This is a genomic window from Stenotrophomonas veracruzanensis (genome assembly GCF_032911525.1).
Classification (GTDB): domain Bacteria; phylum Pseudomonadota; class Gammaproteobacteria; order Xanthomonadales; family Xanthomonadaceae; genus Stenotrophomonas; species Stenotrophomonas africana.
Genome location: NZ_JAWJTI010000001.1, coordinates 1 through 22,240, shown reverse-complemented (window position 1 = coordinate 22,240; position 22,240 = coordinate 1). Strand labels below are relative to the sequence as shown.

Below are 22,240 nucleotides of genomic sequence, written 5' to 3'. Positions count from 1 at the left end.
CAGCGCAGCATTGCCACTGACGGGGGTCATGCAGGGCGGGGCGCGCGCTGCGCCCCAGCCATGCTGCCGGAATCGGCACAATCCGGCGGCAGCCACCGGTGTCCGTTCGTCCCGGCCGCTGCTACGACTCGATGTTGGCCATACCGCTGTCCGAATAGCGGTCACCGGCCGCGGCGTGCAGCGGGAAGGCCGCATCCAGTGCGACCAGCGTGGCCGCCTCCAGTTCCACCTGCAGCGCACCGAGGTTCTCGTCCAGCCGTGCCTGCCGCGTCGTGCCCGGGATCGGCACGATGTGCTCGCCACGCGACAGCACCCAGGCCAGCGCCAGCTGCGAGGCGGCGATGCCGCGCTCGGCGGCCAGCGCCTGCACGGTATCCACCAGTGCCAGGTTGCGCTGGAAGTTTTCGCCTTCGAAGCGGGGCGAGGTGCGCCGGTAATCGTCGGCGTCGAAGTCATCCGGGCTGCGGATGGCGCCGGTCAGGAAGCCACGGCCCAGCGGCGAATACGGCACGAAGCCGATGCCCAGTTCCGCCGTGGTGGCCAGCACTCCGTTCTGCTCCGGCTCGCGCGACCACAGCGAATACTCGCTCTGCACCGCAGTGATCGGGTGTACCGCATGGGCGCGGCGGAGGGTGGCCGCCGAGGCCTCGGACAGGCCCAGCCAGCGCACCTTGCCCTGTTCCACCAGGCGTGCCATCGCACTCACGGTGTCCTCGATCGGCACGGTCGGGTCGACGCGGTGCTGGTAGTACAGGTCGATGTGGTCCACGCCCAGCCGGCGCAGGCTGGCCTCGCAGGCGGTCTGCACATAGTCCGGGTGGCCGTTGATCTGCCGTCCCTGCGGGTCGGAAGGATCCAGGCCGATGCCGAACTTGCTGGCCAGGAACACCTGGTTGCGGCGCCCGGCAATCGCGCGGCCAACCAGCACCTCGTTGGTGTGCGGGCCATACACATCGGCGGTGTCGAGCAGGGTCACGCCACGGTCCAGCGCGTGCCGGATGACGGCAATGCCGTCATCGTCACTGCCGCGGCCGCCGTAGTAGGCGCTCATGCCCATGCAGCCGAGGCCGAGGGCGGACACGGTGGGGCCGGCGGGGCCGAGAGTACGGGTCTTCATGCGGATCTCCTTGGGGAAGGCGCCACGCCTGGAGGGGCAGCGGCGAGGGGCACAGCATCCTCCACGCCATCATGTGGATAAACTGCGTGCCACCGGACTTACCTTGAAGACTGGCTTCACAATGGATGCTTCCGCCCCCCTCACCGCTGTGGTCGCATTCGTCCACGTGGCCGAGCATGCCAGCTTTACCCGCGCCGCCGATTCCCTGGGCGTGTCCACCTCGGCGCTGTCGCAGAGCGTGCGCGCGCTGGAAGCGCGGATGGGCGTGCGGCTGCTGCAGCGGACCACACGGCGGGTCAGCCTGACCGAACACGGCGCGCGTTTCCTGCAGCGCGTGCGTGGCGGCCTGGACCAGATCGACCAGGCCTTTGCCGAACTGGACAGCGCGCGCTCGGTGCCTGCCGGGCGGCTGCGGGTGACCCTGCCGCGCATCGTCGCCGATCGCATGGTGCTGCCGCGGCTGCCCGATTTCCTTGCGCGCTACCCGCAGGTGCAGGTGGAACTGTGCGTCGACCCGGCGCTGACCGATCTGGTGGCCGAGGGCTTCGACGCCGGCATCCGCCTCGGCGAATCACTCGCACAGGGCATGATCGCGGTGCCGGTCGGGCCGCCCGAGCGGCAGGTGGTAGTGGCCACGCCGGCCTATTTCGAACGCCATGGCGTGCCGCAGACCCCGCATGACCTGCAGAGCCACGCCTGCATCGTGCACCGCCTGGCCAATGGCCGGCTGATGCCCTGGGAGTTCAGCCGCGAAGGCCACGACCTGGACGTGGAAGTGAACGGGCGGCTGGTGTTCAACGATGCCGGCGTCGCCCATCGCGCCGTGCTGGCGGGGCTGGGCATGGCGCAGGGCTTCGCCTCGTTGATGGCCGACGATATCGCCGCTGGGCGACTGCAGAGCGTGCTGCAGGACTGGCAGCCGCCGTTCCCCGGCTTCCACCTGTACTACCCCGCGCGCGAGCAGATGGCGCCCAAGCTGCGGGTGTTCATCGACCACCTGCGCGCGGAGATGCACGACCGGTAGATGCCAACCTTGGTTGGCATGCTTCAATCGACCACGCGTGCCGCTACGCCTCCCGGCCAATGGCAGCCATCCTCCTGCCACGCCTCGCTGTCATCGTGGAAGGTGGTGCGACGGCCATCACGGGCGCGTTCGTAGCTCAGGTCCAGCACCAGCGCGCCCTGCGTGCTCAGGTGGTAGCGGCCGTTGAGACGCCCGTCGATGCGTTCTTCCCAGACGCTGTCGAACTGGTACGGGCGGTCTTCGTCCAGCACCGTCGTTTCCTGCGACACCTGTTGCACCTGCAGGCGGCCGCGCTGCCCGGCGTACTGCACGTCGGCGCTGCCATTATCCAACCAGCGCCACAGCAGGTGAATGCCGTCGTTGCGGCCCCCGGTGAGGCAGCGATGGTCCTGCGCGCTGGCCGCTGCGGTGTCGGCCAGAAGCCCGATCAACGCCAGCACCAGCAGCCGCCGGATCATCCGTTCAGCCCCAACCGGACGCCGAACCCCACCAGGAACAGGCCGGCCACCCGACGCAGCGCATCGCTGATCCGCGGGTGCTGGATCAACCGGCGACGGGCCAGGTTGCCCACGCCGATCAACATTGAGCAGTAACCGATGCTGACCACCAGGATGATCCCGGCCAGGGCGGCGAAGGTGGCGATGCCCTGGTGTGCCTTCGGATCGATGAACAACGGCAGGAAGGCCATGTAGAACAGGATCGCCTTCGGGTTGAGCAGGCTCACCAGGATCGCCTGCTGGAAGTAGCGGCCCGGCTGCATGCGGATCGGGCCGGCGTCACCGCCCTCGTGCTTCGGCGTGCGCAGCAGGCTGATGCCCACCCACACCAGGTAGGCCGCACCCAGGTACTGCACGGCGTGGAACACCAGCGGGTTGGCCTTCAGCAGCGCGGCCACACCGGCCAGCGCCAGCCACATCAGGATCTGATCGCCGACCAGCAGGCCGGCCAGTGCGGTGTAGCCGCCACGCACGCCGCCACGGCCGGTGGCGGTCAGCAGGGTGAAGGTGCCGGGGCCGGGCAGGGCGAGAAACACCAGCACAGCGACCAGAAACGTCCACAGGTCCTGGATGCCCATCCACGGCATGGCGGCGTTCTCTCTTACGGGGGGCCGCCATTGTCGGTCAGCGCCGGGATCGGCGACAGGGGGCCGGTGGCCCCATCCGGCATGCCAGACAGCAGCGGTTGCAGGTGCTGGCGCAGCTGTGCATGCAGTTGTCGTACCGCGGGCGAGAACTGCTTGCGGTGCGGGCATACCAGCTGCAACGGAATGCTGCTGCCAACACCGTCCAGCAGCAGCTGCAGGCGTCCGGCCAGCACGTCCTCGCGCAGGTCCAGCCAGGACTTGTAGGTGATGCCTTCGCCGGCCACCGCCCAGCGTCGCACTACATCGGCGTCGTCGCAGACCAGCGGACCACGTACCGGAATCACGCTGCGGCGCCCTTCGACGTCGAATGACCAGCGATCGTAGGCGCGGCCACTGAGCTGGTAGACCAGGCAGTCGTGCTCGCGCAGTTCGTCCAGGCGCGTGGGCGTACCGCGCCGCTGCAGGTAGTCGGGCGAGGCCGCGAGTACGCGCCGATTGCCTTCCAGCAGGGGCAGGGCGACGTAGCTGGCGTCGTCGAAGTGGCCGATGCGGATGGCCACGTCGACCGGTTCGCGGAACACATCAGCCACTTCGTCGGACAAGCGCAGGTGCAGGCGCAGCCGCGGGTGCGCGGCGCGGAAGGCGCTCAGCCAGGGCAGCAGCAGGTTGCGGCCGAAGTCCGAAGGAGCCGAGAGCTGCAGGGTGCCGTGCAGCTCGGTGTCCTCGCCCTGCACGCGCGCCTGACCCTCGCGCAGGGTGGCGAGCACCTCCTGCGCATACGGCAGGTACAGCGCGCCTTCGCCGGTCAGGCGCAGGCTGCGGGTGGTGCGCACGAACAGCCGAAGGTCCAGCTCGCGTTCCAGCCGCGCCACCGCCGCGGCGACCTGCCCCGGCAGCAGGTCGGCCTCGCGGGCCGCCTGCGAGAAGCTGCCCAGCGCGGCAGTGCGGACGAACAGCTGCAGATCGTCGAAGCGGATCATTTTCATTGCCGGAGTGAAAGTGCTGCCCGATTCTGCGCCTTTCTGCGGCAGCGCGCGCGGCGCAACCTGTCGCCTCCTTCCCCACTGGACCGCTGCCATGCGCGCCATTGCCTACACCCAAGCCGGCCTGCCGATCGATGATGCCCGGGCCCTGATCGACATCGAACTGGAGCTGCCGCAGCCCGGCCCGCGTGACCTGCGCGTGGCAGTACGCGCGGTGGCGGTGAACCCGGTCGACACCAAGGTCCGCCGCGGCGTGGCCACCGATGGCCCACGCGTGCTGGGCTGGGATGCAGTCGGCATCGTCGACGCGGTGGGCAGCGAGGTGACCCTGTTCCAGCCTGGCGATGCGGTCTACTACGCCGGCGTCATTGACCGCCCGGGCAGCAATGCCGAGTACCAGCTGGTGGACGAGCGCAGCGTCGGGCGCAAGCCGGCCAGCCTTGATGATGCGGCCGCCGCCGCGTTGCCGCTGACCGCAATCACTGCCTGGGAGCTGCTGTTCGACCGCCTGCGCATTGCCGAGGGCGGCAGCGAAGGCCAGACCCTGTTGGTGATCGGTGCGGCCGGCGGTGTCGGTTCGATCCTGGTGCAGCTGGCGCGTAAGCTGACCAAGCTGACCGTGATCGGCACCGCCTCGCGTCCGGACACCCAGGACTGGGCGTACGCAATGGGCGCACACCACGTGATCGACCACAGCCTGCCGCTGGCCGAAGGCCTGGCGCGGCTGGGCATCAGCGAGGTGCAGCACGTGGCCAGCCTGACCCATTCCGACCAGCACTACACGCAGATCGTCGAGCTGCTGGCGCCGCAGGGCCAGTTCGGCCTGATCGATGATCCCGGCCAGGTCGATGTGATGGCGCTCAAGCGCAAGGCGTTGTCACTGCACTGGGAATCGATGTTCACCCGGCCGCTGTACCGCACCGCCGACATGCAGCGCCAGCATGACCTGCTGAACCGGGTGGCCGAGCTGATCGACGCGGGCGTGCTGCAGACCACCCTGGGCGAGCACTTCGGACGCATCGACGCGGCCAACCTGCGCCGTGCCCATGCGCTGCTGGAGAGCCACCGCGCCAAGGGCAAGATCGTGCTGGAAGGCTGGTAGGAGCAGACGCTGTCTGTAGAGCCGAGCCCACGCTCGGCTGCCGTTCGCGCGTGGGCGTCAGCCGAGCATAGGCCCGGCTCTACAGCGCTTCATCCACGCATGGGGTGAATCTGCCGTGTCGACCAAGGTCGACACCTGCCAACAGCTGCGGGAGCCACTGCTCAGGCCACGCCGTTGTCGACGTGGTCGGCGAAACCCGGCTGCTGCCGCAGGCGTTCGAACCATGCTGCGAGGTGTGGCAGCGCCGGTTTGCTGCCGGGTGTGCCGCGCCAGCGTTGGGTCGACAGCCCCAGCACGATGTCGGCAAGGGTGAAGGTGCTGCCCGCCACATAGCCATCGGTAGCGGCCAGCTGTTCATCAAGCACACCCATCAGCCGGTTCCACTGCGCCAGGCTGGCCTCGGCGCGGGCATCGTCCAGATAGTCCGGGTGCTGCCGTACGCGCGCCATGAATACATGGCGCCAGGCACTGTTGAGATCGCTGGCCTGCCAGTCCATCCATTGCTCCACCTGCGCACGCCCGTGCAGCGTGGTGGGCAGCAGATCGTCACGGCCTGTGCGCGCGGCCAGGTAGCGGCAGATGCTGTTGGATTCCCACAGGACGAAGTCGCCATCGCGCAGCACCGGCACCTGCCGGTTGGGGTTCAGCGCGGCCAGCAGCTCCGGTGGGGGTGCCGGTTCGTGGTGCAGCGGCAGATCCAGGCCGGCGCACAGCCACAGCACCTTGCGCACGTTGATGGAGGTGGGCTTTCCGTACAGAGCGAGCATGGTCCTGACGCAGCAGCTGAGACTCGGCCAGCCTACACTTGCCCCATGCAAACCGAATATCTGCTCATTGGCGGCCTTCTATTGGCCGTGCTCATCCTGCAGCTGGTCGCCCTGCTGCGCCGCCCGCCGCATGACCGCCTGGAACAGGCAGTCCGCGAGGAGGCGCGCGCCGGGCGCAGCGAGCTGCGCGAACAGCTCGATGGCTTCGCCCGCGCGCTGACCGATCTGTCCACCCGCACCGATCAGCGCCTGGATCTGCTGCGCGAAGCACTGGGCGAAGATGCCCGCAAGGCGCGCGCCGAAGTGGCCGAGAGCCAGCAGCGGGGGGCTGCGTTGATGGGGCAGCGGCTGCAGGAACTGCGCGGCCAGCTGGAGACCTTCGGGCAGCAGCAGGAAGCCCGCATCCATGCGTTTGGCCAGCAGCTGCAGGAGCTCACCGGGCGTACCGATACCCAGCTCGGCGCGCTGCGCCAGACCCTGGTGGACGATGCACGCAAGGGCCGCGAGGAGGGCGCGCAGTCGCAGCAGCGGCTGACCGAAAGCCTTGGCCTGCGCCTGCAGGAACTGACCCAGCGCAACGAGCAGCGCATCGCCGAGATGCGCACGACGCTGGAAGAACAGCTGCGCGCGCTGCAGAGCGACAATGCGCAGAAGCTGGAGCAGATGCGCCACACCGTGGACGAGAAGCTGCAGTCGACGCTGGAAACGCGGCTGGGCAATTCCTTCAAGCTGGTCTCCGAGCGCCTGGAGCAGGTGCAGCGTGGCCTCGGCGAAATGCAGCAGCTGGCCACCGGCGTCGGCGACCTCAAGCGCGTGCTGACCAATGTCAAGAACCGCGGCAGCTGGGGTGAAGTGCAGCTGGAGAACATCCTCGAGCAGACGCTCACCCAGGAGCAGTACGCGCGTGCGGTGAAGGTGCGCCCGGAGAGTGGCGAGATGGTCGATATCGCCGTGCGCCTGCCGGGCCGCAGCAACGACGACACGCCGGTGTGGCTGCCGATCGACTCCAAGTTCCCGCGCGAGGACTACGAGCGCCTGCTGGACGCGCAGGAACAGGGTGACGCCGAGGGTGTGCGCCTGCAGGGCATCCAGCTTGAACGCGCGGTACGCGTGCAGGCCAAGTCGATCTGCGACAAGTACATCGTGCCGCCGCACACCACCGACTTCGCGGTGATGTTCCTGCCCACCGAGGGCCTGTATGCGGAGGTGATCCGGCGCCCGGGCCTGGTCGACCTGCTGCAGCGGGAGCACCGCGTGGTGGTGGCCGGCCCGACCACGGTCACCGCGCTGCTCAACAGCCTGCAGATGGGCTTCCGCACGCTGGCCATCGAGCAGCGTTCCAGCGAGGTGTGGAGCCTGCTGGGTGCGGTGAAGAGCGAGTTCGGCAAGTTCGCCGGCATCCTGGAAAAGGCCGAGAAGCAGATCACCACGGTGGGTCGAAGCATCGGCGAGGCCAGCCGCAAGACCCGCACCATCGAACGGCGCCTGCGTGGCGTGGAGTCGCTGGCGTCCGAACAGGCGCAGTCGCTGCTCGGCGACCTGGCTGAGGGTGACGCGGCGGGCGAGGACGAAGGCAGTGAAGGCGACCGGGACGAGACCTGAGCAACGCTGACACGCCGCCTGCATCGCCGATGCGTATGCTGGCGGCCTGTCCGCTTCGATCAGGTATCGTCATGCGCCTGCGCCGCTTCACCAGCCTTGTCCTGACCGCGCTGCTTGCCGCCTGCAGCAGCGCACCACCGGCCGCCGATACGGCGGCGGCACCTGCTGCAGCTACCAGCCCTGAAGCAGCCGAGGCGTACCGCGAAGCGCGTGACGTCGACTGCCAGGCAGCCGGCGGCACCCTGCAGCGGCTTGGCCGGCTGCAGCGCGAGCAGTGCGTGATTCCCTATGCCGACGCCGGCAAGGTCTGCAGCCGCAGGAGTGACTGCAGCGGCCAATGCCTGGCCACGGGCGAGGTGGCTGCCGGCAGCCCCGCTACAGGTACCTGCCAACGCGATGCCAGCCAGACCTTCGGCTGCCGCCAGCGCATTGATGACGGCAAGGCGCAGGGCACGATCTGCGTTGACTGAAGATGTCCTGTAGAGCCGAGCCCATGCTCGGCGCTACAACAGCGCGCGCGGCGCTATGCTGGTCGGCCATTCCCCGCTGTTGCCGGAGCCCCGCGTGAGCACCTCGATCCAGGACATTTCCCTCACCACCATCGACGGCCAGCCGTCCTCGCTTGCCGACTACCAGGGCAAGGTGCTGCTGCTGGTCAACGTCGCCTCCAAATGCGGCCTGACCCCGCAGTACGAAGGCCTGCAGGCGCTGTATGCGGAAAAGCACGCGCAGGGCCTGGAAGTGCTGGGCTTCCCCGCCAACAACTTCCTCGGCCAGGAGCCGGGCAGCGAGGCGGAGATCCAGCAGTTCTGCCAGCTCACCTATGACGTCAGCTTCCCGATGTTCTCCAAGATCAGCGTGGCTGGTGAAGACACCCATCCGCTGTACCAGCAGCTGACCGCCGCCCAGCCGCAGTCGATCGGTGAAGGCCCGCTGCGTGAGCGCCTGGCGAGCAAGGAGATCCCGATCCACGCAGCGCCGGCGGTGCTGTGGAACTTCGAGAAGTTCCTGGTTGGCCGCGACGGCAAGGTCATCGCGCGCTTTGCCCCGGACGTGGCTGCCGATGACGCGCGCCTGCGCGAAGCCATCGAGGCCGCGCTGGCGGCCTGAGCAAAGCGTGCCAACCCGGGTTGGCACCTACCGGAAAAGAAAAACCCCGCCGAGGCGGGGTTTTTCATGTGTCGCCGAAAGGACTCAGTGCGTCCACTGCGGCATCGGCATCGCATCGACCGGGATCGGCGAATTGGCGTCGTCGTGGCCACGGTCACGCTTGCTGCGCAGATCGTTCTCGATCTGGTAGTTGCGGCGCTGCATCCACGCATCGCGGACCAGCGAGTACTCGTCCACGGCGGTGTCGCGCAGGTCGTCGATCGCCAGCAGCTGTGCGCGGGTATCGACCAGCTGCAGGCCCTGCAGGCCGATGCGGACCTTGTCCTCTTCGATGCGGCGGATCGGCGACAGTGGAATGTCACCGGCCAGGCCGAACACATCGCGCACGGTACGCGGGCCGAAGAACGGCAGTTCCACATAGCGCGAACGTCGCCAACCCCAGACGCCCAGCGTCTGGCCGAAGTCTTCGTTGCGACGCGGCACCATCGCCTTGCTGGCCGGATCGAACAGGCCGCCAATACCCAGCGTGCTGTTCATCAGGAAGCGGCCCAGGCTGTCCCACGCATCGGCACCACGGCCCTGCAGCAGCTGGTTGGTGATGGTCACCGGCGCTCGCAGGTTGCTGAAGAAGTTGCTGACGCCGGTACGCGCGAAGCGCGGCACCACGTGGGTATAGGCCGTAGCCAGCGGACGGGCGATACCGCGGTCGACCGCGTTGTTGAACGTGTGCACCTTGCGGTTGAACGGTTCCCACGGATCGTAGGCCGCCGCGCTGCCGGTGTTGCCGGCACCGCCATAGAGGGCATCGAAGTCATCATCACCACCGGGGGCGGTCGCCGCTGCGGCCCTGGCCGCATCGGTGTCGGCGCTGCGGGCCGGTGCCGATGGCGGCGTGGCCGGCGCAGGTGCGGCAACCACGGCCGCTGCCGGTGCGGTATCGACCGTAGCGGAATCGGCGGTGGGGGCGGAGGCCTCGGCGATGGTACTGGCCGGGACCACGGTGCTGGCCGCCGGCGCATCGCTGCGTGCGGGCTTGCCGGCGCAGGCGGTCAGGGCGGTGGCCAGGACGATCAGGGGGAGAGTGCGTACGACGTTCATGTCAGCTCGCAGCAGAAGTAGCGTTGAAATCCAGGTCGGGCGACAGCCGGTAGGCCGCGCTCAGCTCGTTGTAACCCGCCGGTGCACCAGAGATCGCCAGCGGATGGCCGGCCTTGCGCGCACGTGCGGCCAGCTCGGCCAGCAGGGCCAGGCCGGCGCTGTCCACGCGCTCGACCTCGCCCAGTTCCAGGCGTGCCAGCTGGGCCGGCAGCGACTGCAGCTGTGGCCACAGCGCAATCACCGCAGCACGGTCGAGCACCCCGCGCAGGCGCAGGGTGTCGCCTTCCAGCAGCGCCAGTGCGTTACTTGCCATTGCCCGCGGGTCCGGCCTGCATGCTGCCGCTGTGCAGCTCGGTGGCCACCTGCTTGATGCCCTTCTGACGCAGCGGGGTGTCGAACTGGTTGCGGAAGGTCTGCACGTAGGAGATGCCTTCGATGTTGACGTCGAAGATCTTCCACTGGCCGTTCACGTTGCGCATCCAGTACTCGACCGGGGTCGGCTCGTTGCCGGCGCGCACCAGCTCGGTGCTCACGCGCACGCCGCGGTTGCCCGGCAGCGGGCTCTCGCCCTTCAGGCGGAAGCTCGGCTTGCCCTGGATGTTGAGCAGGGTCGAGCCGTAGCGCTGCATCAGGCTGTCGGCCATGGCATCGGCGAACAGCTTGATGTCGGCGTCGGAGGCGCCGCGGGCGTGCGGGCCCAGCACCAGGCGCGCGGCATAGTCGCGGTCGAAGGTGCGGGTCAGCTCGCTGTCGATGTAGCTGCGCAGGCTGGCCGGGTTGCTGGTGAACTCGCTCTTGCGCTGCTGCAGCGTGGACAGGATGCGGCTGCTGGCATCGATCACCACCTTGCCGGCCTGGCCCTGCGTCGCGGCAGCGGCGGGAGCGGCGGCCTGTGCCTGGGCGAGGAACGGAGTGGCCGCCAGCAGCGCCGAGGCGAGCAGGGCCGGGATCAGTTTCATCTTCATGGTTGCGGTTCCGTTGCAGGCGCCTGCGCGCCATCGTTGGGCTTCTGAGCAGCGCCGCCACCGGCACCGCCACTGAACATGTACTTGCCGACCAGCTGGATCAGATCCACTGCCGGCTGGGTGAAGACGATCTCGTCGCCGGCCTTCAGCACGTCCGGATCACCGCCCGGCTGCAGACCGATATAGCTCTCGCCGAGCAAACCACTGGTGAAGATGCCGGCCGAGGTGTCTGCCGGCAGGTCCTTGACCTTGCTGTCCATGCGCAGGGTCACGATCGATTCGAACTTCACCGGGTCCAGGTCGATGGAGGCGACCTGGCCGACGGTGACGCCGCCGATCTTCACCGGCGCCTGCTTGCGCAGCTGGCCGACCTGGGAGAAGCGCGCTTTCAGGTCATAGCCTTCACTGCCCCAGCTCCAGCGCTGGTTGGTCGAGGCCACGGCCAGCACCATCAGCGAGGCCAGGGCCAGCAGCAGGAAAGCGCCGACGGAGAATTCGAGTCTGGGACCGCGGATGGCCATGTGGATTACCTGATCGAGTCGTTGTGGCCGCGCGCGCCTGCGCACCGCCGGTGGAGGGGTTAGGTGAACAACATTGCCGACAGCACGAAGTTGAACATCAGTACCAGCAGCGAGGCGTTGACCACCGCACGGGTGGTCGCCACCGACGTGCCTTCAATGGTCGGCTCGGCATGGAAACCAACGTAGGCGGCGACCAGCGCGGCAGTGCCGCCGAAGATCGCCGACTTCAGCATTGCCACGCCGAAGTCGTCCCAGAAGTCCACGCTGTTGCGCAGCGCCGACCAGAACACGCCGTTGTCCAGGCCCAGCACGTGCACGGCTTCGAAGTAGCTGGCGCTGATCGCCAGCGAACAGAAGATGCCGGTCAGCAACGGCACGGTCAGCACCGCCGCCCAGAAACGTGGCGCCACCGCCTTGGCTACCGGATCGATCGCCATCAGCTCCAGCGCCTTGATCTGGTCGGTGGCACGCATCAGCCCCAGTTCGGCGGCGATTGAGCTGCCGGCGCGGCCGATGAACAGCAGCGCGGTCAGCACCGGTGCCAGTTCGCGGTACAGCGACAGGCCGAGGAGGGTCGACAGCGCGTCGGCCGCGCCGAAGGTGGTCAGCGTGCGGTAGCCCTGCAGGGTCAGCACCAGGCCGACGAAGGCACCACCGACGGCGATGATCGGCAGCGAGCGCGCGCCGATCTTGTAGATCTCGCGGGTCAGCTCGGCCAGGAAGTCACGCGTAGGCAGAGAACCGCGCAGCACGGTCAGCGAGAACAGGCCGGCGCGGCCAAGCGAGCGGGTGGCTTGGACGAACGGCATCAGGCAACCCTCGCGCGTGGTGCGGCATCGAACGGAATCGGGCCATCGGGCTGGCCGTGCAGGAACTGCCGCAACAGCGGGTTCTGGCTGGACTGCAGTGCCTCGGGCGTGCCCTGGAACACGATGCCGCCATTGGCGATTGCGATCACCTGGTCGCAGATCGGCAGGGTCTCGTGCACGTGGTGGCTGACGATGATGCTGGTCAGGCCCAGGCTGTGGTTGAGGCGCTGGATCAGGCTCATGATCACGCCCGAGGCGATCGGGTCCAGCCCGGTCAGCGGCTCGTCGTAGATCATCAGCGGCGGGTCCAGCGCCAGTGCACGGGCCAGCGCCACGCGGCGCGCCATGCCACCGGACAGCTCGCGCGGCCAGGCATCGGCGGCGGCCAGCAGGCCCACCGCATGCAGCTTCATCTGCACCAGGCGGCGCAGCACGGCGGTGGGCAGGCGGGTGTGCGTGCGCAGCGGCAGGGCGACGTTCTCGGCCACGGTGAGGTCAGTCAGCAGGCCGTTGCCCTGCAGCAGCACGCCCACGCTCTTGCGCATTTCCAGCAGCGCGCCGCTGTCGTGCGGGATCGGCTTGCCGAACAGGGTGACCTCGCCGGCGACCGGGCGCAGTTCGCCGGTCAGCGCCGCCAGCAGGGTCGACTTGCCGCTGCCGGACGGACCGAGCACAGCGGTGATGCTGCCCTTGGGCACCTGCAGCGACACGTCGCGCAGGATCGTGCGCCCGCTCCGGTCGATGCGGACGTTGGATAACTGCACCAGACTGGAGGCGGAAGCCGACATGGGCACCATTAACGTTTTTTAGACATCGAAGGATCGGGCCCGCCGGCTGAACATAAGCAGACTGGACGGTCCAGTATTGTTGCACGGCAAGGCCTCGCGTAGGCCGGGACAATCGGCCGGAAGCCCGGAACAATCCGTACCGGCGATGGGTTGACCATTGAATACTGCCTGCCGTCCTGCACACTGTGCATGATGAGTGACCCAGGCAGCGATTTCCGCCTCTACCATTCCAACTCCCTGGACGTGCTGGCCGCGCTGCTGGCACGCAACGTGCGTGCGCCGGTTTCGGGCCAGCCGCTGCTGGCGCCGGAAGTGGTGCTGATCCCGCAGGTGGCGATGCGGCGCTGGCTGCAAGCGACACTGGCCGCGGAGTTCGGCGTCGCCGCCAACCTCGAATTCCTGACTCCAGGCGAGTTCGTGGCCCGGGCGCTGAAGGCCAACGTCAGCGGTGAGCAGGACGATCTGGACGCGGCCGGCCTGCACTGGAAGCTGTACCAGGCCCTGCGCGACCCGACCTTGCTGGCGCAGCCACCGATGCGCGCGCTGCAGTCCTATCTTGCCGGCGGTGACGCATTGAAGCCCTGGGCGCTGGCCGGCGAGCTGGCCTCGGTATTCGAGAAGTATCAGGCGTGGCGCCGCGACTGGCTGCTGCGCTGGGCAGCCGGTGCCGATCCGGCCGACCCGCAGGCGATCCTGTGGCGCACCATCACCCATGGCCACGATTACCGCGCCCGCCGCATCCAGGAGTACCTGGACCGCTTCGAAGGCGCCGGTCAGCCGCTGCCGCAGGGCTTGCCGCCGCGCATGTCTGCGTTCGCGACGCTCAACATCTCGCCCGACGTGCTGCGGGTGATGGCCACCCAGGCGCGGGTAGGCGAGCTGCATTTCTATATGCCTACCCCGGTGCAGTCGTACTGGGGCGACCTGCAGACGCTGGCCGAACGCCTGCGCAGCGGCGCGCCCGATCCCTTCGGTGAAGCGGCCGGCGAGAACCGCCTGCTGGAAGCCTGGGGTGCGGCCGGGCGCGACTTCATGGCGGTGCTGGGGAGTTACGAGGTAGTGCATCCTGCCGGCGAGATCGCCGCCTATTCCGATCCGGAGGAGGACACCCGGCCGACGCTGGACGAAGGCGGCCTGTCCGACAGCCTGCTGCATCGCCTGCAGCGTGACCTGTTCCACCGTCGCGCATTGCCCTCGGGTGAGCTGCGCGAGGCTCTGCGCAGCGACGATCCCAGCTTGCAGGTGCATGCCTGCCATACCCGCCTGCGCGAGCTGCAGGTACTGCACGACCAGCTGCGCAGCCTGCTGCAGGACCCGCGCTTCGACCCGCCGCTGCAGGCGCGCGAGATCGCGGTGCTGGCGCCGGACATCGATCCCTATGTGCCGTACCTGGAAGCGGTGTTCGGCGGCCGTGGCGGCGAGGAGGAACACATTCCGTATGCGCTGGCCGACAGCAGTCCACTGGCAGGCGAGCCGTTGGCCGATGTGTTCGTGCACCTGCTGGGCCTGCCGGTCTCGCGCTTTGGCTTGAACGAAGTGCTGGACCTGCTGGCCAGCGCGCCGCTGGCCGAAGCGGCCGGGCTGGAAGCGGTGGATTTCGACCGCCTGCATGGCTGGCTGCAGCAGGCCGGCGCACGCTGGGGCCTGGATGCGAAACACCGCAACCAGCACCAAGCACCGGCCGACGACGCCTACACCTGGCAGTTCGCCCTGGATCGCCTGGTACTCGGCCATGCCACCGGCAGCGAGGCCGACCTGGCCGGGGTGGCGCCGTGGATCGAACTGGAAGGCGGCGCGTTGGATGCGCTGGACCGGCTGCTGCGCCTGCTGCGCGTGCTGGCCATCTACCAGCGCCGCCTGGGCGAACTGCTGACCCCGGCGCAGTGGCGGCAACGCCTGCTGTCGCTGCTGGATGCGCTGCTGCCAACCGCGCCCACCTCGCCCAACAGCCAGCGCGCGCTGGAGCGGCTGCGCAAGCTGCTCAACCAGTTCGCCGACGATGCCGCCAAGGCCGGTTTCGAAGACGGCGTGCCGCCGGAGGTGGTGCGTTCGCACTTCGCCGGCGCGCTGGGCGAGGCCGATACACGCGCACCGCTGCTGACCGGTGGCATCAGCTTCGGCCGCATGGTGCCGATGCGCCTGCTGCCGTTCCGGGTGATCTGCGTGCTGGGCCTCAATGATGGCGATTTCCCGCGCCGCGACCCGGCGGCCGGTCTCAACCAGCTCACCGCCGAGCTGGACACGCCGCGCCGCCGTCCGGGCGACCGCTCCACCCGCGAGGATGATCGCTTCCTGTTCCTGCAGCTGTTTGCCGCCGCGCAGGAGGTGTTCTATCTCAGCTATCTCGGCGCCGATCCGCGCGATGGCAGCGTGCGCGAACCGTCGGTGCTGGTCAGCGAACTGATCGATGCCGCCGCCGCGTATCACCTCGATCCGCCTGCAGCGGCCCGTGACTTCACCGTGCGTCATGCCCTGCAGCCGTTCTCACCGGCGGCGTTCGGCGATGGTGATCCACGCCGTTTCAGCTATCGCCGCCAGTGGCATCCGGCCGCCGGTCGCCTCACCGGCCAGCGCGGTGGCCTGCAGCCGTGGTTCGATGCTCCATTGCCGCCGCCGCTCGACGATGCGGTGGAAGAGGAGGTCGCGCTCGATACCCTGCGCCGCTTCCTGTGCGACCCGGCCGGGCAGTTCCTCGCACAGTCGCTGGGCCTGCGCCTGGCCGACGACGTCGAGGAAGTCGATGACCTGGAACCGCTGGTGCTGTCCTCGCGCGGGCCGGAAAAGCGCAGCGTGCAGGCCGCGGTGGTACGTGCCACGCTCAGCGGCGATACCGAGCCGTTGTACCCGCGGCTGCGCGCACGCGGCCTGCTGCCGTCCGGCCCATTGGGCGAGCGCCAGTTCGAGGTGGAACAATTGAAGACCCGCCCGTATGCCAGCGCATTGCTGGGCTGGATGCAGGGCGAACCACTGGAAAGCCGTCGCTACGAAGTGGAGATTGATGGCGTGCGCCTGCATGGCCGCGTCGCCGATCGGCATCCGGAAGGGCTGGTGCGCCTGCGTGCGGGCACGCTCAATGGCAATGCAGTGATCCGCCACGGCCTGGACTGGCTGCTGGCGAACGCTGCGGGCGATGCGCTGCCGCTTGTGCAGTTCCACGATGGCGGCGACGCCGGTCCCGGCCCGCATGTACTGCCGGCACTGAGCGTTCCCGCTGCACGTGCGGCGCTGCGTGCGCTGCTGCAGCTGCGCCAGCGTGGCCTGCGCGAGCCGCTGCGCTTTGCCCCGTACACCGGCTGGGTGCTGTACAACGCGCCGGCAGAAAAGCAGCGCAGCGAAGGCTGGAAGCAGTGGCACGGCAGCGACCGCACCTGGGGTGAATCCAGCAGCGACGCCTGGCAGCTGCTGCTGCGGGGTGCCGACCCGTTCGCTACCGATGCCAGCTACGCCGACCTGCTGCGCAACAGCCAGGTGGTCTTCAGCGCGGTGCGCGAAGGCCGCGCTCTCGGCACCGAAGCACGCCAGGAGGGCAGCGCATGAACACCGCCATCACCGAAGACGGCAGCGAATCCCTCAGCCGCGATCCCTATCTGGCGCTGCCGCTGGAGGGCATCCGGCTGATCGAAGCCAGCGCCGGCACCGGCAAGACCTTCACCCTGGCCACGTTGTTCACCCGCCTGGTGGTGGAGCAGGGCCTGCGCATCGGCCAGATCCTGGCGGTGACCTTCACCGATGCCGCCACCCAGGAACTGCGCAAGCGCATCCGCGAGCGCCTGGCGCTGGCCGCGCGCCTGGTCGACCTGGAGCCGGCCGACGGTGAAGCACCGGATGTGCAATTGACCCGCGAAGTGCTGCAGCGCCATCTGCACGGTGGCACCGAGAGCGCCGCTGCGCTGAAACGCCGCCTGCAGGTGGCCGCCGATGAGATCGACCTGGCGTCCATCTTCACCATCCACGGCTTCTGCACCCGGGTGCTGCGCGAGCATGCGCTGGAAAGCGGCCACACCTTTGATCCGCCGGAACTGCTGGCCAGCGATCGTGAGTTGCTGGAGGAGCTGGCCGCTGATCTGTGGCGCGTGCATGCCAACGACCCGGCCACGCTGGAGCCGCTGACCTGGCTGTGGTCCAACCCCGACGCGCTGGCCGCCGATCTGCGCGCGCTGCTGGGTACGCCGCCGCTGCATCCACTGCCACAGCCGGTGGCGCTGGCCGATCCACACCCGGCATTGCAGCGCGCGGCGGAAGCACTGTCCGCAAGCGTGCGCGAGCATGGCGAGCAGTTCTTCATCGACCTCTGCGATGCCGTCGACAACAAGTGGATCAACGGCGTGTCCTACAAGCTGGGCTGGCTGCACCCGCTGGGCCGGCAGCTGCTGGCCTGGGCCGAGCGCGGCGACCCGCGCGAGCTGCTGGCCAGCGAACGCCTGCCGGCACTGTTGCCGGAGGTGCTGGCCGACAAGACCAACAAGAAATTCCTGGATCGCACGCCGTCCTCGCCATTGCAGGCGCCGTTGTCGCGCTATGTCGCGCTGCTGGCCGAACGCGATGCCTGGTTGCGTGGTACCGCGCTGAATTTCCTGCACACGCTTCGCGCCGAAGCCACGCAGCGCCTGCAGGCGCTGAAGCGTACACGCCGGGTACAGACCTACGACGATCTGATCGATGGCGTAGCGCTCGCCCTGGAAGGCCCGCAGCGACTGACGCTGGTCAGGCAGCTGCGCGCGCAGTACCGCATCGCGCTGGTCGATGAGTTCCAGGATACCGACGACCGCCAGTGGGGCATCTTCCACACCGTGTTCGGTGATTCGCCGGAGGTGCGCGAGCTGGGCCTGGCGCCGGCGCTGTTCCTGATCGGTGACCCCAAGCAGGCGATCTACGGTTTCCGCGGCGGTGATATCCACACCTACCTGAAGGCCAAGCAGGTGGCGCAGCAGGCGCCGGTGCTGGACCAGAACTTCCGCTCGCGACCGTCTGTGCTGCGCGCGTTGCAGACGCTGTATGGCAACGGTGGCGAAGACGCCTTCCTCGAACGCGACATCCAGTTCGAGCCGGTGCGGCCCGGTGGCGTGCGTAGCGATGCGGACTACCTGCGCGACGGCCAGGCCGCCAAGGCACTCACCCTGCGCGTGCTGCGCAGTGGCGGCGACAAGGTAATGAGCGCCGATGCCTCGCGCGATGCAGCGACCCAGGCCTGCGTGGCCGCGATTCACCAGATCCTGGTCGAGGCGCGTGCGGGCAATGCCGTGTTGCGTGGGCGCCCGGTGCAACCCGGTGATATCGCGGTGCTGGTGCGCTCGCATCGGGAGGCCACCCTGGTACAGCGCGCGCTGGCCGCGGTGGGCATTCCGGCAGTGGCAGCCGGCAAGCAGAGCCTGTTCTCCACCCCGGAAGCGCGTGACCTCCGTGCGCTGCTGTTGGCACTGTTGCAACCGGCCGACGAAGGCCGCCTGCGTGCAGCGCTGGCCACGGTACTGCTCGGCCAGCGCGCAAGTGCGATCGCCGCGATGGAGCGCGAGGGCGACCTGCAACGCGGGTTCCAGGCGCAGCTGCTGCACTGGCGCGAGCGCTGGCAGCGCGGTGGGCCGTTCGCGGTGATCGCCGATGTCTGTGCCGCGCAGGGCGAACGCCTGCTGGCGCTGATTGACGGCGAGCGCCGCCTGACCAACTACCTGCAGCTGGGTGAACTGCTGCAGGAAGCTTCGGCGCAGGCGTTGGGCATGCATGGCCTGCTGGACTGGCTGCAGGGGCAGATGGCCAGCGCCGACCAGGATGACGAGCAGCAGCTGCTGCGCCTGGAATCGGATGCGCGCCGCGTGCAGATCATCACCCTGCACAAGAGCAAGGGCCTGGAGTATCCGCTGGTGTTCCTGCCGTTCGTCGGGATCGACGGCGGTGCGCTGAACGCCGCCTCGCACTGTACGGTGCATGTGGGCGGCCAGCGCCAGCTGCACTGGAAGCTGGGCAAGGACGAGGCCTGGGAAGCGGCCAGCAGCCAACGTGAGCGCGAGCAGCGCGCCGAGGACGCGCGCCTGCTGTATGTGGGACTGACCCGCGCCGAGCATGCGCTGTGGATCGCCGTGGGTGATCTGGCCGGGCTCGGCAAGACACGTCTGGCGCCGCTGCTGGGTGACCTGCAGGCGCTGCGCGTGCACGCCGATGTGCACATCGATGACAGTGAGGCACCGACCGCGCTGCCGCAGTTGGCCGCCGAAGTGGAAGGTGATCTACCGGCGGTACGTGCACTGACCCGGCGCGTGCCGCACGACTGGTGGGTCTACAGCTTCACCCAGCTGGCCCATGCCGATGCTGGCGCTGGCGACGACATCGAAGCGGCGGCCACCGAACTGCCAGCACCGGCGGCTGATGAACCAGCCGGCCCGGAACTGCCGCTGGAACCGGCGCTGCCCGAACCCGCCGCTGCCGCCGAAGACAGCGCGCCGATCGATCCGCGCTTCATGGGCAGCCGTTTCGGCAACGTGCTGCACGAGGCGATGGAGAACGTCGACTTCGCCGCATGGGGTGACTGGCAGCCGGGCATGGAAGCCCCTGAGGGGCAGGCCGAGATACTGCGCAAGGCGCTGCACGACGAAGGCTATGCCGATGTCGACCTGGACGATGGCGTGGCCGTGCTGGTGCCGCTGGTCGGCCACACGCTCACCGTGCCGCTGCCCGAAGGCGGTGCGCTGCACAGCCTCGGCGAAGGTGAACGCCGCGCGGAAATCGACTTCCATTTCGCCATCGAGCCGACCACGGTGCCGGCGCTGCTGCAGGTGCTGCATGCGCATGGCGTTTCCAGTGGTCGTCGAGGCTTCGGCCAGCGCCGTCGGCTGGAAGGGCTGATGACCGGCATGATCGACCTGACCTACGTGCGCGACGGGCGCTGGTACGTGCTCGACTACAAGTCCAACCGCCTGCCGGGCTACAGCCCGGATCTGCTGGCCATTGCCATGCGCCACAGCGAGTACGACCTGCAGGCGCTGATCTACACCGTGGCCCTGCACCGCTGGCTGCGCTTCCGCCTGGGCGCGGCCTACGACTACGACCGTGACATGGGCGGCATCCGCTACCTGTTCTGCCGCGGCCTGGATGCCGCTGGCAACGGCGTGCATGTGGATCGTTTCCCGTTGGCGCTGGTCGATGCGCTGGACGCACTGTTCGCCGGTGGCGAACAGGCCCAGGCCGAACTGGCCGCGCGTGCCCGTGGAGCCAGCGCATGAGCCTGTTGAAGGAACTGCACCAGAAGGGCCAGCTGCGCACCCTCGACCATGCGTTGGCGACCAGCCTGATGCGGCTGCGCGACGACACGCCGGAAAGCGTGGCGCTGGCGGCGGCGCTGGCCTCGCTGGCGGTGTCGCAGGGCCACGCCGCGTTCGACCCTGCGCAACCACAGCGGTTGCTGGAAGGCGTGCCCGAGTGGCCTGCCGCGCAGGACTGGTTGGCACAGTTGTGTGCATCGCCGTGGGTAGCGACGCCGGAGCACGCCGAGGCCATCGCCGAGGATGCACCGCTGGTGCTGGAAAACGGCCTGCTCTACCTGCGCCGCTACCGCGAGTACGAGCGTCAGTTGGCGGCCGGTCTGCAGCGCATCGGCCGGCATCCGCTGCCGGCGCCGGACATGACGGCGCTGGCACCGCTGTTCGCGCGCCTGTTCCCACAGGCGTTGGACAGCGAAGATCACCAGGCCCGTGCCGCCGGCGTGACCCTGCGCCATCCGCTGGCGCTGGTCACCGGCGGCCCTGGCACCGGCAAGACCACCACCATCGCCCGCCTGCTGCTGCTATTGGCAGCGCAGGCCCGTCACGCTGGCCAGCCGTTGCCCGAAGTGGCGCTGGCCGCGCCGACCGGGCGCGCCGCCGAGCGCATGGCCGAGAGCCTGCGCCTTGCCGTGCAGAGGCTGCAGGAGAACGGCGTGGACCCGGCGCTGTGCGCGGCATTGCCCAGTACCGGCACCACCCTGCATCGCCTGCTCGGCGTGATCCCGGATTCGCCGCGCTTCCGCCACCACGCCGACAACCCGTTGCCGGTGGACGTGGTGGTGGTCGACGAAGCCTCGATGATCGATCTGCCGATGATGGCCAAGCTGGTCGACGCGATCGCCAGCGGCACCCGGTTGATCCTGCTTGGCGACCCCGATCAGTTGCCCTCGGTCGAGGCCGGCGACGTGCTCAGCGCGATCCTGCGCGCCAGCGGTGATGGCATCGGCACCCGCGCCGACGATGCGCAGGCACTGCAGGGTCTGCTGCTTCCGGCTACGCTGCAACCACAGGCCACGCCGCGCGCCTTTGCAGGCCGTCGCGTGCAGCTGCAGCGAGGTTACCGGCAGAGCGACGCGCTGGACCTGGCACCGCTGGCCCATGCCGTGCGCGAGGGCGACAGCGGTACCGCGCTGCAGCTCCTGCGCAGTGGTGAACTGGCCGGCGTGCATTTCCACGAAGGCGAAGCCGATCCATTGCGTGGCCAGCGTGAGCACCTGCTCGGCCATTGGCGCGCGTTGGCCGACGCGGCCGATCCAGTGCTCGCCCTGCAGCAGGCCGGGCGCCTGCGCGTGCTGACCGCGTTGCGTGAAGGCCCGCAGGGTGCGCGCGGCCTCAACAGCCGCATCGAACAATTGCTGGCCGGCAACACCCCGGGCTACTTCCAGGGGCGCCTGCTGCTGGTCACCGAGAACAGCTACCGCCACCGCCTGTTCAACGGCGATATCGGCATCTGCCTGCGCGATGGCAGCGGCGCGATGGTGGCCTGGTTCCCCGGCGACACCGTTGAACAACCACGTGCCTTCCACCCGGCCGCACTGCCTGCGCACGAAAGCGCCTTCGCGATGACCGTGCACAAGGCACAGGGCTCGGAGTTCGATGAAGTGTGGCTGCAGCTGCCACGCCAGGACAGCCGCGTGCTGTCGCGCGAACTGGTCTACACCGGCCTGACCCGCGCCCGCCAGGTGCTGCATGTGGCGGGCAGCGCAGAGGTGCTGCAGGCCGCATTGAAACGCCACGCCAGCCGGTTGGGTGGCCTGGCCTGGCGGCTGGGTGCGGAAGAGGTGGTTGAAGCAGCAACGCGCGTCGAACAGCCCACGGTGCAGGGCCAGCTGTTCTGACCTCAGTCCTTCCAATTCCTCCAATCACAACGCGCACCCTCATCCACGCATGGCGTGGATCTACGTGTCGACCAAGGTCGACACCTACCAAGAGCAGGCCATGCCATCCAGACAGATTGTGGAGATCTGTCGAAGGCGGGGTGGGTCCGGTTGAGGGGGCGTGAGCCGCATGGATGCGG

The 22,240-nt window shown here is 68.7% G+C and carries 19 protein-coding genes; 8 read left to right on the top strand and 11 right to left on the bottom strand.

Annotated elements, in window-relative coordinates:
* Window positions 1-121: 121 nt before the first annotated feature.
* Window positions 122-1,117, bottom strand: a complete 996-nt coding sequence (locus tag R1H25_RS00095; protein ID WP_317222275.1) for an aldo/keto reductase — start codon at window positions 1,115-1,117, stop codon at window positions 122-124.
* Window positions 1,118-1,238: 121 nt separating this feature from the next.
* Between R1H25_RS00095 and R1H25_RS00090 the strand changes: the two genes are divergently transcribed.
* On the top strand, window positions 1,239-2,141 hold the full coding sequence (locus tag R1H25_RS00090; RefSeq protein ID WP_317222274.1) for a LysR family transcriptional regulator: 903 nt from the start codon (window positions 1,239-1,241) through the stop codon (window positions 2,139-2,141).
* A 23-nt stretch (window positions 2,142-2,164) separates the two neighbouring features.
* On the opposite strand, the gene R1H25_RS00085 is transcribed toward R1H25_RS00090, so the two are convergent.
* Genes R1H25_RS00085 through R1H25_RS00075 form a run of 3 tightly spaced genes read right to left on the bottom strand, consistent with a single transcriptional unit; the run spans window position 2,165 to window position 4,211 of the window.
* On the bottom strand, window positions 2,165-2,599 hold the full coding sequence (locus R1H25_RS00085) for a hypothetical protein (protein WP_317222273.1): 435 nt from the start codon (window positions 2,597-2,599) through the stop codon (window positions 2,165-2,167).
* Complete coding sequence (gene leuE, locus R1H25_RS00080; protein WP_317222272.1) at window positions 2,596-3,225, bottom strand: leucine efflux protein LeuE; 630 nt, start codon at window positions 3,223-3,225, stop codon at window positions 2,596-2,598. The genes R1H25_RS00085 and leuE overlap by 4 nt, the downstream gene beginning before the upstream one ends.
* A gap of 14 nt (window positions 3,226-3,239) precedes the next feature.
* Window positions 3,240-4,211, bottom strand: coding sequence for a LysR family transcriptional regulator (locus tag R1H25_RS00075; RefSeq protein ID WP_317222271.1), 972 nt, complete (start codon window positions 4,209-4,211; stop codon window positions 3,240-3,242).
* A 91-nt stretch (window positions 4,212-4,302) separates the two neighbouring features.
* On the opposite strand from R1H25_RS00075, the gene R1H25_RS00070 reads away from it, so the two are divergent.
* Complete coding sequence (locus R1H25_RS00070) at window positions 4,303-5,310, top strand: zinc-binding alcohol dehydrogenase family protein (RefSeq protein ID WP_317222270.1); 1,008 nt, start codon at window positions 4,303-4,305, stop codon at window positions 5,308-5,310.
* A gap of 161 nt (window positions 5,311-5,471) precedes the next feature.
* On the opposite strand, the gene R1H25_RS00065 is transcribed toward R1H25_RS00070, so the two are convergent.
* On the bottom strand, window positions 5,472-6,077 hold the full coding sequence (locus tag R1H25_RS00065; RefSeq protein ID WP_317222269.1) for a glutathione S-transferase N-terminal domain-containing protein: 606 nt from the start codon (window positions 6,075-6,077) through the stop codon (window positions 5,472-5,474).
* A 45-nt stretch (window positions 6,078-6,122) separates the two neighbouring features.
* On the opposite strand from R1H25_RS00065, the gene rmuC reads away from it, so the two are divergent.
* From rmuC to R1H25_RS00050, 3 genes are all read left to right on the top strand, one after another.
* The gene (gene rmuC, locus R1H25_RS00060) at window positions 6,123-7,679 is read left to right on the top strand and encodes a DNA recombination protein RmuC (RefSeq protein ID WP_049447403.1); all 1,557 of its coding nucleotides are present in this window, start codon (window positions 6,123-6,125) and stop codon (window positions 7,677-7,679) included.
* A 71-nt stretch (window positions 7,680-7,750) separates the two neighbouring features.
* Window positions 7,751-8,149, top strand: a complete 399-nt coding sequence (locus R1H25_RS00055) for a hypothetical protein (protein WP_129550609.1) — start codon at window positions 7,751-7,753, stop codon at window positions 8,147-8,149.
* A 94-nt stretch (window positions 8,150-8,243) separates the two neighbouring features.
* Window positions 8,244-8,789, top strand: a complete 546-nt coding sequence (locus R1H25_RS00050) for a glutathione peroxidase (RefSeq protein WP_049447401.1) — start codon at window positions 8,244-8,246, stop codon at window positions 8,787-8,789.
* Window positions 8,790-8,873: 84 nt separating this feature from the next.
* On the opposite strand, the gene R1H25_RS00045 is transcribed toward R1H25_RS00050, so the two are convergent.
* Genes R1H25_RS00045 through R1H25_RS00020 form a run of 6 tightly spaced genes read right to left on the bottom strand, consistent with a single transcriptional unit; the run spans window position 8,874 to window position 12,970 of the window.
* Window positions 8,874-9,887: a VacJ family lipoprotein gene (locus R1H25_RS00045; RefSeq protein ID WP_129550610.1), complete on the bottom strand. Its 1,014-nt coding sequence runs from the start codon at window positions 9,885-9,887 to the stop codon at window positions 8,874-8,876.
* 1 nt (window position 9,888) lies between these two features.
* On the bottom strand, window positions 9,889-10,200 hold the full coding sequence (locus tag R1H25_RS00040) for a lipid asymmetry maintenance protein MlaB (protein ID WP_154349898.1): 312 nt from the start codon (window positions 10,198-10,200) through the stop codon (window positions 9,889-9,891).
* On the bottom strand, window positions 10,190-10,852 hold the full coding sequence (locus tag R1H25_RS00035) for a phospholipid-binding protein MlaC (RefSeq protein ID WP_088028135.1): 663 nt from the start codon (window positions 10,850-10,852) through the stop codon (window positions 10,190-10,192). Before R1H25_RS00035 ends, R1H25_RS00040 begins: the two co-directional genes overlap by 11 nt.
* Window positions 10,849-11,373, bottom strand: a complete 525-nt coding sequence (gene mlaD / locus R1H25_RS00030) for an outer membrane lipid asymmetry maintenance protein MlaD (protein WP_010487482.1) — start codon at window positions 11,371-11,373, stop codon at window positions 10,849-10,851. Before mlaD ends, R1H25_RS00035 begins: the two co-directional genes overlap by 4 nt.
* 59 nt (window positions 11,374-11,432) lie before the next feature.
* Window positions 11,433-12,182 carry an MlaE family lipid ABC transporter permease subunit gene (locus tag R1H25_RS00025; RefSeq protein WP_005414955.1) on the bottom strand — a complete coding sequence of 250 codons (750 nt, stop codon included), beginning with the start codon at window positions 12,180-12,182 and terminating at the stop codon, window positions 11,433-11,435.
* Window positions 12,182-12,970: an ATP-binding cassette domain-containing protein gene (locus tag R1H25_RS00020; RefSeq protein ID WP_317222268.1), complete on the bottom strand. Its 789-nt coding sequence runs from the start codon at window positions 12,968-12,970 to the stop codon at window positions 12,182-12,184. The genes R1H25_RS00025 and R1H25_RS00020 overlap by 1 nt, the downstream gene beginning before the upstream one ends.
* 189 nt (window positions 12,971-13,159) lie before the next feature.
* On the opposite strand from R1H25_RS00020, the gene recC reads away from it, so the two are divergent.
* The 3 genes from recC to recD are packed head-to-tail and all read left to right on the top strand — an operon-like array spanning window position 13,160 to window position 22,061.
* Complete coding sequence (gene recC / locus R1H25_RS00015) at window positions 13,160-16,507, top strand: exodeoxyribonuclease V subunit gamma (RefSeq protein ID WP_317222267.1); 3,348 nt, start codon at window positions 13,160-13,162, stop codon at window positions 16,505-16,507.
* Entirely contained in the window at window positions 16,504-20,184 is a 3,681-nt protein-coding gene (gene recB / locus R1H25_RS00010) for an exodeoxyribonuclease V subunit beta (RefSeq protein WP_317222266.1), read from the top strand. The genes recC and recB overlap by 4 nt, the downstream gene beginning before the upstream one ends.
* The gene (gene recD / locus R1H25_RS00005) at window positions 20,181-22,061 is read left to right on the top strand and encodes an exodeoxyribonuclease V subunit alpha (RefSeq protein WP_317222265.1); all 1,881 of its coding nucleotides are present in this window, start codon (window positions 20,181-20,183) and stop codon (window positions 22,059-22,061) included. The genes recB and recD overlap by 4 nt, the downstream gene beginning before the upstream one ends.
* Window positions 22,062-22,240 lie beyond the last annotated feature (179 nt).

What these genes read in the sequence shown, in the direction of transcription:
- R1H25_RS00095 (WP_317222275.1), bottom strand. Translation starts at nt 1,117, where the DNA reads ATGAAGACCCGTACTCTCGGCCCCGCCGGCCCCACCGTGTCCGCCCTC.
- R1H25_RS00090 (WP_317222274.1), top strand. Translation starts at nt 1,239, where the DNA reads ATGGATGCTTCCGCCCCCCTCACCGCTGTGGTCGCATTCGTCCACGTG.
- R1H25_RS00085 (WP_317222273.1), bottom strand. Translation starts at nt 2,599, where the DNA reads ATGATCCGGCGGCTGCTGGTGCTGGCGTTGATCGGGCTTCTGGCCGAC.
- leuE (WP_317222272.1), bottom strand. Translation starts at nt 3,225, where the DNA reads ATGCCGTGGATGGGCATCCAGGACCTGTGGACGTTTCTGGTCGCTGTG.
- R1H25_RS00075 (WP_317222271.1), bottom strand. Translation starts at nt 4,211, where the DNA reads ATGAAAATGATCCGCTTCGACGATCTGCAGCTGTTCGTCCGCACTGCC.
- R1H25_RS00070 (WP_317222270.1), top strand. Translation starts at nt 4,303, where the DNA reads ATGCGCGCCATTGCCTACACCCAAGCCGGCCTGCCGATCGATGATGCC.
- R1H25_RS00065 (WP_317222269.1), bottom strand. Translation starts at nt 6,077, where the DNA reads ATGCTCGCTCTGTACGGAAAGCCCACCTCCATCAACGTGCGCAAGGTG.
- rmuC (WP_049447403.1), top strand. Translation starts at nt 6,123, where the DNA reads ATGCAAACCGAATATCTGCTCATTGGCGGCCTTCTATTGGCCGTGCTC.
- R1H25_RS00055 (WP_129550609.1), top strand. Translation starts at nt 7,751, where the DNA reads ATGCGCCTGCGCCGCTTCACCAGCCTTGTCCTGACCGCGCTGCTTGCC.
- R1H25_RS00045 (WP_129550610.1), bottom strand. Translation starts at nt 9,887, where the DNA reads ATGAACGTCGTACGCACTCTCCCCCTGATCGTCCTGGCCACCGCCCTG.
- R1H25_RS00040 (WP_154349898.1), bottom strand. Translation starts at nt 10,200, where the DNA reads ATGGCAAGTAACGCACTGGCGCTGCTGGAAGGCGACACCCTGCGCCTG.
- R1H25_RS00035 (WP_088028135.1), bottom strand. Translation starts at nt 10,852, where the DNA reads ATGAAGATGAAACTGATCCCGGCCCTGCTCGCCTCGGCGCTGCTGGCG.
- mlaD (WP_010487482.1), bottom strand. Translation starts at nt 11,373, where the DNA reads ATGGCCATCCGCGGTCCCAGACTCGAATTCTCCGTCGGCGCTTTCCTG.
- R1H25_RS00025 (WP_005414955.1), bottom strand. Translation starts at nt 12,182, where the DNA reads ATGCCGTTCGTCCAAGCCACCCGCTCGCTTGGCCGCGCCGGCCTGTTC.
- R1H25_RS00020 (WP_317222268.1), bottom strand. Translation starts at nt 12,970, where the DNA reads ATGTCGGCTTCCGCCTCCAGTCTGGTGCAGTTATCCAACGTCCGCATC.
- recC (WP_317222267.1), top strand. Translation starts at nt 13,160, where the DNA reads ATGATGAGTGACCCAGGCAGCGATTTCCGCCTCTACCATTCCAACTCC.
- recB (WP_317222266.1), top strand. Translation starts at nt 16,504, where the DNA reads ATGAACACCGCCATCACCGAAGACGGCAGCGAATCCCTCAGCCGCGAT.
- recD (WP_317222265.1), top strand. Translation starts at nt 20,181, where the DNA reads ATGAGCCTGTTGAAGGAACTGCACCAGAAGGGCCAGCTGCGCACCCTC.